General features: G+C 35.9%; 13 protein-coding genes, 1 other RNA gene and 1 riboswitch. Of the genes, 13 read left to right on the plus strand and 1 reads right to left on the minus strand.

Going from position 1 to position 13,076, the window contains the following annotated elements:
• Window positions 1-126 precede the first annotated feature (126 nt).
• From ACXKY9_RS07230 to pbuX, 13 genes are all read left to right on the plus strand, one after another.
• On the plus strand, window positions 127-636 hold the full coding sequence (locus ACXKY9_RS07230) for a YppG family protein (RefSeq protein ID WP_000487624.1): 510 nt from the start codon (window positions 127-129) through the stop codon (window positions 634-636).
• A gap of 155 nt (window positions 637-791) precedes the next feature.
• Window positions 792-1,220, plus strand: a complete 429-nt coding sequence (locus tag ACXKY9_RS07235; RefSeq protein WP_000546268.1) for a CotD family spore coat protein — start codon at window positions 792-794, stop codon at window positions 1,218-1,220.
• Between the two features lie 56 nt (window positions 1,221-1,276).
• Complete coding sequence (locus ACXKY9_RS07240) at window positions 1,277-1,831, plus strand: SLOG family protein (RefSeq protein ID WP_000862914.1); 555 nt, start codon at window positions 1,277-1,279, stop codon at window positions 1,829-1,831.
• Window positions 1,832-1,929: 98 nt separating this feature from the next.
• Entirely contained in the window at window positions 1,930-2,265 is a 336-nt protein-coding gene (gene gpsB, locus ACXKY9_RS07245; protein ID WP_000622431.1) for a cell division regulator GpsB, read from the plus strand.
• A gap of 86 nt (window positions 2,266-2,351) precedes the next feature.
• Window positions 2,352-2,742, plus strand: an RNA gene (gene rnpB / locus ACXKY9_RS07250) — RNase P RNA component class B.
• Window positions 2,743-2,922: 180 nt separating this feature from the next.
• Complete coding sequence (locus tag ACXKY9_RS07255; protein ID WP_000521223.1) at window positions 2,923-4,062, plus strand: THUMP domain-containing class I SAM-dependent RNA methyltransferase; 1,140 nt, start codon at window positions 2,923-2,925, stop codon at window positions 4,060-4,062.
• A 61-nt stretch (window positions 4,063-4,123) separates the two neighbouring features.
• Window positions 4,124-4,306 carry a DUF3921 family protein gene (locus ACXKY9_RS07260; RefSeq protein WP_000368569.1) on the plus strand — a complete coding sequence of 61 codons (183 nt, stop codon included), beginning with the start codon at window positions 4,124-4,126 and terminating at the stop codon, window positions 4,304-4,306.
• A 138-nt stretch (window positions 4,307-4,444) separates the two neighbouring features.
• On the plus strand, window positions 4,445-6,382 hold the full coding sequence (locus tag ACXKY9_RS07265) for an ATP-dependent DNA helicase (RefSeq protein WP_000493699.1): 1,938 nt from the start codon (window positions 4,445-4,447) through the stop codon (window positions 6,380-6,382).
• Window positions 6,383-6,483: 101 nt separating this feature from the next.
• Window positions 6,484-8,001, plus strand: coding sequence for a carboxypeptidase (gene ypwA / locus ACXKY9_RS07270; RefSeq protein ID WP_000215072.1), 1,518 nt, complete (start codon window positions 6,484-6,486; stop codon window positions 7,999-8,001).
• 45 nt (window positions 8,002-8,046) lie between these two features.
• Complete coding sequence (locus ACXKY9_RS07275) at window positions 8,047-8,520, plus strand: GNAT family N-acetyltransferase (protein ID WP_000263212.1); 474 nt, start codon at window positions 8,047-8,049, stop codon at window positions 8,518-8,520.
• Between the two features lie 159 nt (window positions 8,521-8,679).
• Window positions 8,680-9,426, plus strand: coding sequence for a type I methionyl aminopeptidase (locus ACXKY9_RS07280; RefSeq protein WP_000628415.1), 747 nt, complete (start codon window positions 8,680-8,682; stop codon window positions 9,424-9,426).
• A gap of 116 nt (window positions 9,427-9,542) precedes the next feature.
• Window positions 9,543-9,644, plus strand: a riboswitch (purine riboswitch).
• A gap of 108 nt (window positions 9,645-9,752) precedes the next feature.
• Window positions 9,753-10,346, plus strand: a complete 594-nt coding sequence (locus tag ACXKY9_RS07285) for a xanthine phosphoribosyltransferase (RefSeq protein ID WP_000866483.1) — start codon at window positions 9,753-9,755, stop codon at window positions 10,344-10,346.
• 3 nt (window positions 10,347-10,349) lie between these two features.
• On the plus strand, window positions 10,350-11,672 hold the full coding sequence (pbuX, locus tag ACXKY9_RS07290; RefSeq protein ID WP_000809223.1) for a xanthine permease PbuX: 1,323 nt from the start codon (window positions 10,350-10,352) through the stop codon (window positions 11,670-11,672).
• 15 nt (window positions 11,673-11,687) lie between these two features.
• Here the strand turns inward: pbuX and ACXKY9_RS07295 are convergent, their stop codons facing one another.
• On the minus strand, window positions 11,688-12,851 hold the full coding sequence (locus ACXKY9_RS07295; RefSeq protein ID WP_000193171.1) for a DUF418 domain-containing protein: 1,164 nt from the start codon (window positions 12,849-12,851) through the stop codon (window positions 11,688-11,690).
• Window positions 12,852-13,076 lie beyond the last annotated feature (225 nt).

A 13,076-nucleotide genomic window follows, 5' to 3' on the forward strand; every position in this document is an offset into this window, starting at 1 on the left:
GGTTTTCTTTTTTAATTTTTTAAAAATTTAAACTTCCGACAAAAATAGACATATATTCCATCACACATATTATTTTATAGGTACATATTATATATGTAGAAACTTATGTGAAGGAGGAGAGAATGCATGTTTCAACAACCTAACGTATATCAGCAAACGAATCCATATGCACAGCAAAATATGTACCAATATAATACGGATACATATTTACGGTATAATATGTATCCTTTCGAGCCTTATTATGGAAATCAAAATTATTATCAACCGTTTGAAGTGTCCTTTATGAATCAAGCTCAACAACCACAACAGCAGCAACCTTATGTGAATCAAGCTCAGCAACCATACATGAATCAACCACAGCAGCAGCCTTATATGAATTCGCAATATTATATGCCACCACCATCGCCGTATGCTAATCAACAAGCGATGTTTTATCCACCAAAACAACCGTACCCGACGCAGGGTAAGCAAAAGCAACAACAGCCAAGCCAGTTTTCTAGTTTTGTTTCTCAATTTAAAACATCAGATGGTAACTATGATGTAAATAAAATGATGAATACAGCTGGACAAATGATGAATGCGATGAATCAAGTGACAGGTATTGTAAAGCAAGTTGGAGGCTTTTTTGGTAAGTGATGTTGAAGGATTGTCTATAAAAACAATGTAAATGAAATAAAGGACTAGACAAATTTCCTTGTAATAAATGGGTATATATAACAAACGGCTTTCTCTCTTTTCTCATACTGTAAAGTGTAATCAGATTTTTTTAACGAGAGAGGAGAGAAAAAACTATGCATCATTGTCATCCTTGCTTTGGAGGGCATAAGCCTACAGGACCTATTTGTACGACTGCTCCTGTCATTCATCCGACGAAACAATGCGTAACACACTCTTTTTCAACAACGGTGGTGCCACACATTTTCCCAACACATACAACACATGTACATCATCAACAAATTAAAAACCAAAACTTCTTCCCGCAAACAAATTCAAATGTAAATGTTGTGGACCCAATCGACCCAGGATTCGGCGGCGGATGTGGACCGTGTGGCCATGGTCATCATGGACATCATGGACATCACGTATCACCATTTGGTCCAGGACCAAATGTATCTCCGTTTGGACCAAACGTATCACCATTCGGACCGAATATTGGACCAAACGTATCACCATTCGGTCCAAATATCGGACCAAACGTTGGTGGAATGTTTAAAAAGTAAATGATATGTTAGAACTAGCGAAATGCTAGTTCTTTTTTTGTAATTGGAGTGTTGATATGAAAGTTATTGCAGTAACAGGATATAAGCCATTTGAACTTGGAATATTTAAAAATGATCATCCAGGGGTGGAGTGTATAAAGAAAGCGTTACACCGTAAATTAACCAATTTTGTAGAAGATGGTTTAGAGTGGGTTATAATAAGTGGCCAATTAGGTGTAGAATTATGGGCTGCTGAAGTTGTTTTTGAAATGCAAGTAGAATATCCAGATTTAAAATTAGCGGTATTCACTCCGTTTTTAGAACAAGAAGAAAATTGGAAAGAAGATAATCGTGAATATTATGAATTTATCCTTTCTCAAGCAGACCATGTTGATAGTATCACGAAACGGAAGTATGAAAGTCCAGAGCAATTTAAATTAAAAAATCAATTTTTTATTGAAAAAAGTGATGCGCTTTTAGCGGTATACGATGAAGAAAAACCAGGAAGTCCCAAATATATTGTAGAAGCAGCAAAGAAAAAAGGAGAAATAGAAAATTATCACAGTTATTTCATTCTTTTTTCTGATTTACAAGATATAATAGAAGAGGAACAGTGGAATAATGCAGAGTAAATATGTAATATAGTACTCGTATATATGATTGACAAAAAGCATTGTTTCTGAAAAAATTTAGTTAATGAAAGTTTTGGTAAAAATTTGAGGTGAAGAAAATGATTTCGGATAAAATTAAATTAACAGCGAAAGATATTTTAGAAAAAGAATTTAAAACAGGTATGAGAGGTTATCAGCAAGAAGAAGTAGACAAGTTTCTTGATATGATCATTAAAGACTATGAAGCTTTCCACAAAGAGTTTGAGCAATTAAAGCAACAAAATGCTCGTTTAAAGCGTGAATTAGAGGAACAAAAACTAGCAGTAACGCAAGTTCCACAACAACCTGTACAAACACCAGTTGCACAACCAGTTTATAACAACACGAATACGGATATTTTAAAACGCTTATCTAACTTAGAAAAAGCTGTATTTGGAAGTAAGTTATACGAATGATGTAAGGTGGGAAAAGGTTTAAGCATTTTACATAGAAAAAAACGTTGCAAAATCTTTTTGTTTCCACTATACTAATGGATGTCATAACGTTTGGGTAATCGCTGCAACGCCAACGTTGTAGAGGAAAGTCCATGCTCGCACGGCCTGAGATGGCTGTAGTGTTCGTGCCTAGCCAATTCATAAGCTAGGGTATTCTGGCTGTAAGGCTGGTTTAACGGCAGGGAAAAAACCTAAGTCCTTTCGGATATGGTTTGACTACCTTTAAAGTGCCACAGTGACGAAGTCCTTGAAGAAATGATAGGAGTGGAACGAGGTAAACCCCACGAGCGAGAAACCCAAATAATGGTAGGGGAATCTTTTCCAAGGAAATGAACGACGGGAAAGGACAGGTTTTATAACCTGTAGATAGATGATTGCCACCGGAGTACGAGGCGTGGGCCGTTTGTAGTACAAAGGAACAGAACATGGCTTACAGAACGTTATGAACCAACTATGAAATAACTCAGCTCTCCTTTGTTAGAGGAGGGCTTTTTATTTGTATGAAGTTATAAAGTATGAGTTAAAATGGTTAATGAGAAAAATTTTCGTAAAATGTAATGATTAATAGGACCAATTGCTATTAATTATTGTTTGAATATACATAAGAGGTGAATGCAAATGGGAAAAGTTACTTTAATTGCAACAGCGGCAATGGGTATTGAAGCGTTAGTTGCCCGAGAAGTTCGCGATCTTGGTTATGAATGTCAAGTAGAAAACAGCAAAGTAACATTTGAAGCAGATGAAAAGGCGATTTGTCGCACGAATTTATGGTTACGTACTGCGGACCGTGTAAAAATTAAAGTTGGCGAATTTAAAGCAACAACATTTGATGAGCTATTTGAAAAAACGAAAGCATTAAACTGGGGAGATTATATTCCAGAGAATGGCGAATTCCCTGTTATTGGTAAATCTTTAAAATCTGAATTATTCAGTGTTTCGGATTGCCAACGTATCGTTAAAAAAGCTGTCGTTGAAAAATTAAAAACAACATATAAACGTACAACTTGGTTTGAAGAAGATGGTCCGTTATTCCGTATCGAGATTGCAATGCTAAAGGATATTGCAACATTAACAATTGATGCGAGCGGTGTTGGACTTCATAAACGTGGATACCGTATGGATCAAGGGGAAGCTCCGTTAAAAGAAACATTAGCTGCGTCTTTAATTAAATTAACAAACTGGAAGCCAGATCGTCCATTTGTTGATCCATTCTGTGGATCAGGTACAATTCCGATTGAAGCAGCATTAATTGGACAAAACATTGCACCAGGATTTAACCGTGGTTTCGCATCTGACGAGTGGGGCTGGGTAGGTAAACAAAACTGGCGTGAAGCTCGTCAAGAAGCTGAAGATTTAGCGAACTATGATCAACAATTACAAATCATTGGATCCGATATTGATCATCGTATGATTCGAGTTGCTCAAGATAACGCAGAAGAAGTAGGCTTGGGCGATTTAATTACATTTAAACAAATGCAAGTAAAAGATTTCACAACAAAAGAGGATTATGGCTACGTTGTAACGAATCCTCCATACGGAGAACGTTTAAGTGAAAAAGCACTCGTTGAACAACTGTACAAAGAAATGGGACAAGTATTCCGCCCATTAGATACATGGTCAGCGTATGTATTAACAAGCTACGAAGCATTTGAGAAGTGTTACGGAAAAGATGCGTCGAAGAAACGTAAACTGTTTAACGGATTTATCCGTACAGATTACTATCAGTACTTCGGAAAACGTCCACCGCGTAATTCATAGTATAAAACTCCTCCAGCGCGCATATACTGGCTATTATGTAATGCGTAAAGGAGGAAGTGATATGGATAATTTCCAATTATCAATGATTCAAAAAGCTATTCACCGTACGTATGATGAGCTCGGAAAAGAAGTGGATAGTCAAGATGCGATTGTAGATGAAATACAAAAAGCACAAGAAGAATATTTGTCAGCTCTTTCACATGAAACAGCGATTGATAAAAGGTATTTAAAGTCATTAATATAGAAGAAAATTTTCCTTTTTCGAAAGGAAAATTTTTTTTCGTGTATTTATATGTATGGCAACAGGAGAAAGTAGCTGCACACATATAAGTAGCGGTTACTATATCTTTTTATAGAAAAACTTTTTGGTTGGAGGCTAAGGATGTTTACTGAGAAGAGATTACCATTTGAAGTAGGAAAACAAGACAATTTTTATGATAAGTTGAATGAGTGGATTGGAGATGTGTTTTACGACATCCTTCCGGAAAAAGGTTTTGAAGAGCGTGATGAACAAATTTTTATGGCGTTTCAATTAGAGCGTGCTTTCCAAGAAAAGAAAGTTATGTTCGCAGAAGCGGGTGTAGGAACAGGGAAAACTATTGTATATCTTCTATATGCAATTTGCTATGCGCGTTATACTGGAAAACCAGCTATAATTGCTTGTGCAGATGAAACGTTAATTGAGCAGCTTGTGAAAGAAGAAGGAGACATTGCGAAATTATCTGAAGCGTTAGGCTTATCTGTAGATGTAAGACTTGCGAAATCAATGGATAATTATTTATGTTTACGTAAGCTTGAAGATGTTATGAGTGGACGAGCTCCAGAAGTAATTGAAGACGTATATTATGAATTACCACAATTCGTATTTGATCATGGTACGATGCAAAACTTTACTCACTATGGTGACCGAAAAGAATTTCCACTATTAAATGACGAAGAATGGTCAAAAGTAAATTGGGATTACTTCCAAGATTGCTTCACTTGTGATTCTCGTCATCGTTGCGGTCAAACTCTTTCACGTGAACATTATCGTAAAGCAGCAGATTTAATTATTTGTTCTCAAGATTTTTATATGGATCATATTTGGACGTACGATGCTCGAAAGCGTGAAGGACAAATTCCATTATTACCAGAAAGTAGTTGTGTTGTATTCGATGAAGGACATCTTGTAGAATATGCAGCTCAAAAAGCTTTAACATATCGTTTAAAGCAAACGATGATGGAGCAACTTTTAACGAGATTATTACAAAACGATATTCGTGAAGAGTTTGCACATTTAGTAGAAGAAACAATTTGGCAAACAGAGCGATTCTTTGATGTGTTACAAGAAAACAAAAAAGAAATTGCCGGTTCTGATCGTTTAGAAATTACTGTGACAGAAAAAGTAACAGCTGAAGCAAAACGACTTTATGCGAAAATTGGTGAAGTCGGTGATGCGTTAGTATTTGAAAGTGAAATGCATACAGTAAATACGTATGATTTAAATATCGTTGATGAACATTTAGATGTATTAGAACATTCACTTCGTCTATTCATGCATGAGAAAAATGTAATTACATGGGGTGAAGAAGGTGATGGAGCCTTCACGTTAGTAATTATGCCACGTGCAGTTGAAGAAGTATTACAAGAGAAAGTATTCTCGAAGAAAATCCCGTATATCTTCTCATCTGCTACATTATCTAATAACGATTCATTCGCATTTACAGCAAATAGCCTAGGGGTAAAAGATTACTTATCATTCTCAGTTGCCTCACCATTTGATTATGAAGAGCAAATGGCAGTAAACTTACTATCGCATACGAAAGAAAATGAGTGGGAAAGAAAGTGTCAATATACACTTGAAAATATACAGAAAACAAACGGACGTACACTTGTATTATTCCGTACAACGCAAGAACTTGCAGCGTTTAAAGAATATGTAAGTAAAGAACAAATGTCAGTTCCGTTCTTATATGAAGGGGATCAAGAAATTAGTCAGCTCGTTTCTCGTTTCCAAAATGAAGAAGAGACTGTACTTTGTGCCGTTCATTTATGGGAAGGTTTAGATATTCCTGGTTCATCATTATCACATGTTATCATTTGGTCATTACCATTCCCTCCAAACGATCCTGTGTTTGAGGCGAAGCGTAAACATGTAAATGATCCATTCTGGGATGTAGATGTACCGTATATGATTTTACGTCTTCGTCAAGGGATTGGCCGTTTAATTCGTACGAGCGACGATAAAGGTGCTATATCAATCTTCTTATCTGATACAGAAGATGAGAAAGTGGTAGAAGCGGTGAAAAACGTACTACCGGTAGAAGGTAAAGAATTATAAGGAGAAAGCTTGGCGCTTGCCAAGCTTTTTTTCTATTATAAAAGGAATTTAGATTTCCGTGTCGAATTAAGTTTGAGGTAGAAAAGGGAGGTTTTTATACGATGACAGTAGCTACATATGAAGTAGAAAAACAATTTTTAACATATGTGAAGAAGATACAAAATTACGGAGAAGCATTAAGTTTAATGTTTTGGGACTTAAGAACAGGGGCGCCTAAAAAAGGTGTTGATCAACGTTCAGAAGTAATTGGTATGCTTTCATCCGAAGTGTTTGCTATGTCGACTTCAGATGAGATGGGGAACTATTTAACAGAGCTTGAAGCTTTAATACGTGAAGATAAACTTTCTGAAACGACGAAGAAAATGGTTGAAGAGTGTCGGAAAGAATATGATAGAAATAAGAAAATTCCACAAGCGGAATACGAAGCGTATGTGAAATTAGAAGCGAAAGCAGAGAGTGTGTGGGAAGAAGCTCGCGAAAAATCTGATTTCGAAATGTTCCGCCCGTACTTAGAAAAAATTGTTGAATTTAAAAAGAAATTTATTACATATTGGGGTTACGAAACATATAAATACAATACATTATTAGACATGTATGAGCCAGGTATTACAGTAGAAGTTTTAGATCACGTATTTGGTCAACTTCGTGAGCGCATCGTGCCGCTTGTAAAAGAAATCTCTGAGTCTAAAAAAGGATTAAAAACAAGTGCTTTATCGGAAAATTTTTCAAAAGAAAAACAAAAGAACTTTACATTAGAACTATTAAAGCAATTGAATTATGACTTTGAAGCAGGCCGTCTTGATGAAACAGTACATCCATTCGAGATTACATTAAATAGAGGGGATGTTCGTATTACGACACGCTATGACGAAAAGGATTTCCGCATGGCTGTGTTTGGAACAATTCATGAATGTGGTCATGCTGTATATGAACAAAATATTTCAGAGAAATTTGAAGGTACACCGTTATGTAGTGGAACATCTATGGGTATTCATGAGTCACAATCGTTATTCTTTGAGAACTTTATCGGCCGTAATAAATCATTCTGGAAGAAAAATTATGATTTATTAAAAGAGTATAGCAATGGTCAATTTGATGATATGTCAGTCGATGAATTTTATGATGCAATTAACGAATCGAAGCCGTCATTCATTCGTATAGAAGCAGATGAGCTTACATACCCGCTTCATGTTATGGTGCGTTATGAATTAGAGAAAGAATTATTTGATGGTACATTACAAGTGAAGGACTTACCAGCAGCTTGGAATGATAAGATGGAAGCATATTTAGGAATTCGTCCGGAAAATGATGCGCAAGGTGTATTGCAAGATGTTCACTGGGCTGGTGGCTCATTTGGATACTTCCCATCTTATGCGCTTGGTTACATGTATGCAGCGCAATTTAAGCAAAGAATGTTAAAAGACATTCCGAACTTTGATGCATTATTAGAAGAAGGAAACGTAACACCAATTCGTGAATGGTTAACAGAACATATTCACCAATATGGTAAAACGAAAAAGCCACTTGAAATTTTAGAAGATGTAACAGGCGAAGGGTTAAATGCAAATTACTTAGCAGATTATTTAGAAGTGAAGTATAAAGAAATTTATGAGTTATAAAAAAGAGCTGCTTACTTGCAGCTTTTTTTTATAGGGGGATAGAAGATGGTTTATACATATACAGTAATGACGCAAGAAGAGGCGGAAGAGATTGCATATAACTGGCATTATAAAGGGGAATATTCCTTTTACGATATAGAGGCAGATGAAGAAGATTTAGCTGAGTTTTTAGAGGGTGAGAGTAGAGGGAATCATGTATTTTCTGTGAAAGAAAATGGTACTCTCATTGGGTTCTTTACGGTTTGTAAAATAAATAATGGAACGGTTGATATAGGACTTGGAATGAGACCTGATATAACTGGCAATGGATTTGGTTTACAGTTCGTGAATGCTGGACTAGCTTTTAGCAAAGAAAAATACGGATGCAAATATATAACACTATCAGTAGCGACATTTAATGAGAGAGCGATAAAAGTGTATAAAAGGGCGGGATTTGAAGCGGTTGGAACGTTTATACAGAAAACAAATGGTGGTTGTTTTGAGTTCTTGAAAATGAACTATATATGTAAACGTGATTAAAAAAACAGAGGGATCTTCTGTTTTTTTATTTTGATTTAGAAATATATGATACATATTTTTTACTTTTTGTAATTGAGAGTTTTGAAATTTTGGTAGAGGGTGTGTATGATAGAAGTTTAGTAGCAAATAGTAGGTTTAGCAAGGAAGGGTAGAGGTAGTATGATTACAATTAAAACGAAAAATGAAATAGATTTGATGCATGAATCTGGAAAATTACTTGCTTCATGTCATAAAGAAATTGCGAAAATGATAAAGCCAGGTATAACGACACAAGAGATTGATACGTTTGTTGAAATGTATTTAAAAAAGCATGGTGCCACATCTGAACAGAAAGGTTACAACGGGTATCCATATGCGATATGTGCATCTGTAAACGATGAAATGTGTCATGCGTTTCCGGCCGATGTTCCTTTAACTGAGGGTAATATTGTAACAATTGACACGGTAGTAAACTTAAATGGGGGTCTTTCAGATTCTGCTTGGACGTATAGAGTTGGAAAAGTTTCTGATGAAGCAGAAAAGTTGTTGTTAGTAGCTGAGAATGCTTTGTATAAAGGGATTGATCAGGCGGTAATTGGTAATCATGTAGGAGACATTGGCTATGCAATTGAAAGTTATGTAACAAATGAAGGTTTTTCTGTCGCAAGAGACTTTACGGGACATGGGATTGGTAAAGAGATTCATGAAGAACCAGCAATTTTTCATTTTGGGAAACAAGGACAAGGACCTCAGTTACAAGAAGGAATGGTAATTACAATTGAACCGATTGTAAATATAGGTATGCGATATTCTAAAGTAGATTTAAATGGGTGGACTGTACGAACGATGGACGGGAAATTATCAGCTCAATATGAGCATACAATTGCGATTACAAAAGATGGGCCAATCATTTTAACGAAGTTGTAATTGGGAATGAAAGAGTTTGCAAAACTCGAACGAAAATAGTGGTTTTTAAAAATTTGTACGTGTTTTTTTGATAAATGCTTTTCAAAGCATAAAAAGTACGTTATAATCCTTCTATAAAATAAATAGTTAGCTACACTCATATAATCGCGGGGATATGGCCTGCAAGTTTCTACCGAAGTACCGTAAATACTTTGACTATGAGTGAGGACGAATATAATTGCTTGTTTAGCATTCTTTTTTTGCGAAACTCCAAAAGCGCGTCTCTCACTTGTAACGAGTGGTGGCGGCTTTTGGAGTTTTTTTATTGCATAAGAGGGGGAACAAACATGAAAGTATTACAAGAAAAGATTTTGAACGAAGGAAAGGTTTTATCTGGTGACGTATTAAAGGTAGATGCTTTTTTAAATCATCAAATTGATCCAGTACTTATGCAAGAAATCGGAAAAGAATTTGCTAAACGTTTTAAAGAAGAGAACATTACAAAAATCGTGACGATTGAATCTTCAGGCATTGCACCAGCAGTTATGGCTGCATTAGAGCTTGGTGTAAAAGTAATTTTTGCACGAAAACGTAAATCGTTAACGTTACAAGATAATATGTACGTTGCAAACGTATATTCATTTACAAAACAAGAAACAAATGAAATTTCATTATCTCGAAATCATATCGATGAAAATGATCGTGTATTAATCATCGATGACTTTTTAGCAAATGGTCAGGCTGCTTTAGGTTTAATGAGTTTAGTAGAGCAAGCCGGAGCGAGTATTGCAGGAATTGGAATTGTTATTGAAAAAGCATTTCAAGATGGAGGAAAGAAGCTTCGTGAACAAGGCGTTCGTGTTGAATCACTAGCAGAAATTGCATCACTTGATAACGGCACAGTTACATTTGTACAGCAAGAAACTGCGGAGGTGAAATAAACGATGAAGCAGCATCCATTTAAAATTGCATCGCTTGGTATGCAGCATATGCTTGCAATGTATGCTGGAGCAATTATCGTTCCGCTTATTGTGGGCGGTGGACTTGGTTTGAATCAAAAAGAGTTAACATATTTAGTCTCAATTGATTTATTAATGTGCGGCGTTGCGACAATTTTACAAGCATTATCAAATCGCTTTTTCGGTATTGGGCTTCCAGTTGTGCTTGGTTGTACATTTACAGCGGTTGGACCAATGATTGCAATCGGGAAACAATACGGCGTGTCTTCTATTTATGGAGCAATTATTGCTGCCGGGTTATTCGTTGTTATTTTTGCGAAATTATTTGGAAAGCTTGTAAAACTGTTTCCCCCTGTTGTAACAGGATCTGTCGTTACAGTAATTGGAGTTACACTTGTTCCAGCTGCTATTAATGATATGGCTGGCGGAGTAGGAAGCAAAGATTTCGGAAGTCTTGAAAACTTAGCGTTAGCATTTGGTGTGTTACTATTTATCATCATTATGTATCGTTTCTTCGACGGATTTATTCGTTCAATCTCTATTTTGCTAGGTTTATTGTTCGGTACAATCGTTGCAGCATTTATGGGGAAAGTAAGCTTGCAAGCAGTTGGAGAAGCAGATTGGTTCCATGGTATTCAGCCATTTTACTTCGGTACACCAACATTTGAATTGACGCCAATTATTACGATGATTTTAGTTGCTTGCGTAGGGATTGTAGAAGCAACGGGTGTATATTTTGCATTATCTGATATTTGCAATAAAAAAATCGGTGAAAAAGAATTAACAAAAGGCTATCGCGCAGAAGGATTAGCGATGGTGTTAGGTGGCATTTTCAACGCGTTCCCATATACAACATACTCTCAAAACGTAGGACTTGTTCAATTAACTGGAGTAAGAAATCGCGTTATTATTTATACTTGCGGTGGTATGTTAATCGTACTTGGTTTCATTCCTAAAATCGCAGCTATTACAACAATTATCCCAAAATCAGTACTGGGCGGTGCGATGTTAGCGATGTTCGGTATGGTTATGGCATATGGTATTAAAATGTTAAGTAGCGTTGATTTTGGTAAACAAGAAAACTTATTAATCGTTGCATGTTCTGTCGGAATTGGGCTTGGCGTAACAGTCGTTCCTACATTATTTTCACAACTTCCAGAAAGCATTCGTATTTTAACAGATAACGGAATTGTACTTGGAAGTGCGTCAGCAGTACTTTTAAATATCGTATTTAATATGGTGCCGCAGCGCAAAGTGAAAGTAGAAGAAGAGCCAGTATCTATGCAAAGTGCAGTAAGAGAAGCGTGAAAAAGCAAGGTCTCGTTATGAGACCTTGCTTTTCTTTTTAAGTGGCATTATTTTCCCGTACGTACCAAGACGCCAAATGTACTCAAGTGGCCCGTATTGGTAATGTGAAAGCCACCAGCGGCTAATAAAGATTTGTAACGTGTAGAAACTAATGCAGAATATTGGTCCAACCCATAATGGAGCAGGATAATAATTTTTAAGGAATAGACCAAATACAAGTAATGTAACAATTGTATGCGAGATGTAATTTGTTAATGCCATTCGTCCAACGTATTGGAATGGACGTAATAATGTTTGCCATTTTTCTTTTTGTAATAAACGCATTAGCGTGAAAATGTAGAATATGAATAACGTTTTTCCGCTAAACATTGTAAAGACCTGCATATAAATTGGTTCATAAAATGGTTTTGATAAGAAGTAACGGACCATGAAGAACCACATTGGTAATGTTAAAAGGAACATAATAATTTGCCATTTTTTAAGTTTTGGATCTAACTCTTTCGTGCGGCGGAAAATATCCTTTTTGCCGGCGTATAAACCAAGCAAAAATAGCCCAACTGTTTCTGGAAGCATAAGTAAATTTAATCCAATTCCATCAGCGTAAAATGCATGGAAACGATTTTGTATTTGTGACAGCCAGTCTTCTAATGGCATGATAGGTAAGGAAAAACCTAGCTCTTCCTTTGGTACCAATGCAACCGTAATACCAGCCATTAGCATAATGAATTGAAAAATACTCAATAAAACGATAGCCCATATTAAAATAGTACGAGGTTCTCTCTTATAAAATAAAAATAAGAAAAATCCAGCAATCGCATAAGTATGTAAAATGTCACCGTCCCATAAAAGAACGTAATGTAAGAAACCGAATAATAATAAAATAAGTAAGCGGCGAACAAACAAAGTTTTTGGGCGGTCGGTTTTCGCCTCAGCACGACTCATAAAAATATAAAAACCTAATCCGAATAAAAACGAAAAAATTGTATAAAATTTCGTTTGAATAAACATATCGTAAAATAGGCGAATATAGCTGTCTATCCCTTCGTAAATTCCTGAAAGATCACGTGAGTCAACCCCGGCGATAACAGGCCAATTCACAAGAAAAATACCTAGTACAGCTATTCCTCTAATAATATCGATGGAGTGTATCCTCTCGCCATGTGTGAGATTTTGCGTCATTTTTTTCCTCCTTGTTAAGTAATTCCCTTTTATTATACAAAATGTAAGATGGAGGGGATAGGCGATATTTCCATTTTTTTAAACTGTTAAGTTATGTAGGATAAGATATAATAAGAGTGCACAATAAGTTTTACCCTTTTTCAAAACAGGCAGTAAAGCTCCTTCTTATAAGGAGCTTTCTTTATGAAAAGTGTTGATAATGATTCTCTTTAATGATAAAATATA

The organism is Bacillus sp. 2175, from assembly GCF_057812155.1.

Coding starts and splice junctions, on each gene's coding strand:
- ACXKY9_RS07230 (WP_000487624.1), top strand. CDS start 127: ATGTTTCAACAACCTAACGTATATCAGCAAACGAATCCATATGCACAG.
- ACXKY9_RS07235 (WP_000546268.1), top strand. CDS start 792: ATGCATCATTGTCATCCTTGCTTTGGAGGGCATAAGCCTACAGGACCT.
- ACXKY9_RS07240 (WP_000862914.1), top strand. CDS start 1,277: ATGAAAGTTATTGCAGTAACAGGATATAAGCCATTTGAACTTGGAATA.
- gpsB (WP_000622431.1), top strand. CDS start 1,930: ATGATTTCGGATAAAATTAAATTAACAGCGAAAGATATTTTAGAAAAA.
- ACXKY9_RS07255 (WP_000521223.1), top strand. CDS start 2,923: ATGGGAAAAGTTACTTTAATTGCAACAGCGGCAATGGGTATTGAAGCG.
- ACXKY9_RS07260 (WP_000368569.1), top strand. CDS start 4,124: ATGGATAATTTCCAATTATCAATGATTCAAAAAGCTATTCACCGTACG.
- ACXKY9_RS07265 (WP_000493699.1), top strand. CDS start 4,445: ATGTTTACTGAGAAGAGATTACCATTTGAAGTAGGAAAACAAGACAAT.
- ypwA (WP_000215072.1), top strand. CDS start 6,484: ATGACAGTAGCTACATATGAAGTAGAAAAACAATTTTTAACATATGTG.
- ACXKY9_RS07275 (WP_000263212.1), top strand. CDS start 8,047: ATGGTTTATACATATACAGTAATGACGCAAGAAGAGGCGGAAGAGATT.
- ACXKY9_RS07280 (WP_000628415.1), top strand. CDS start 8,680: ATGATTACAATTAAAACGAAAAATGAAATAGATTTGATGCATGAATCT.
- ACXKY9_RS07285 (WP_000866483.1), top strand. CDS start 9,753: ATGAAAGTATTACAAGAAAAGATTTTGAACGAAGGAAAGGTTTTATCT.
- pbuX (WP_000809223.1), top strand. CDS start 10,350: ATGAAGCAGCATCCATTTAAAATTGCATCGCTTGGTATGCAGCATATG.
- ACXKY9_RS07295 (WP_000193171.1), bottom strand. CDS start 12,851: ATGACGCAAAATCTCACACATGGCGAGAGGATACACTCCATCGATATT.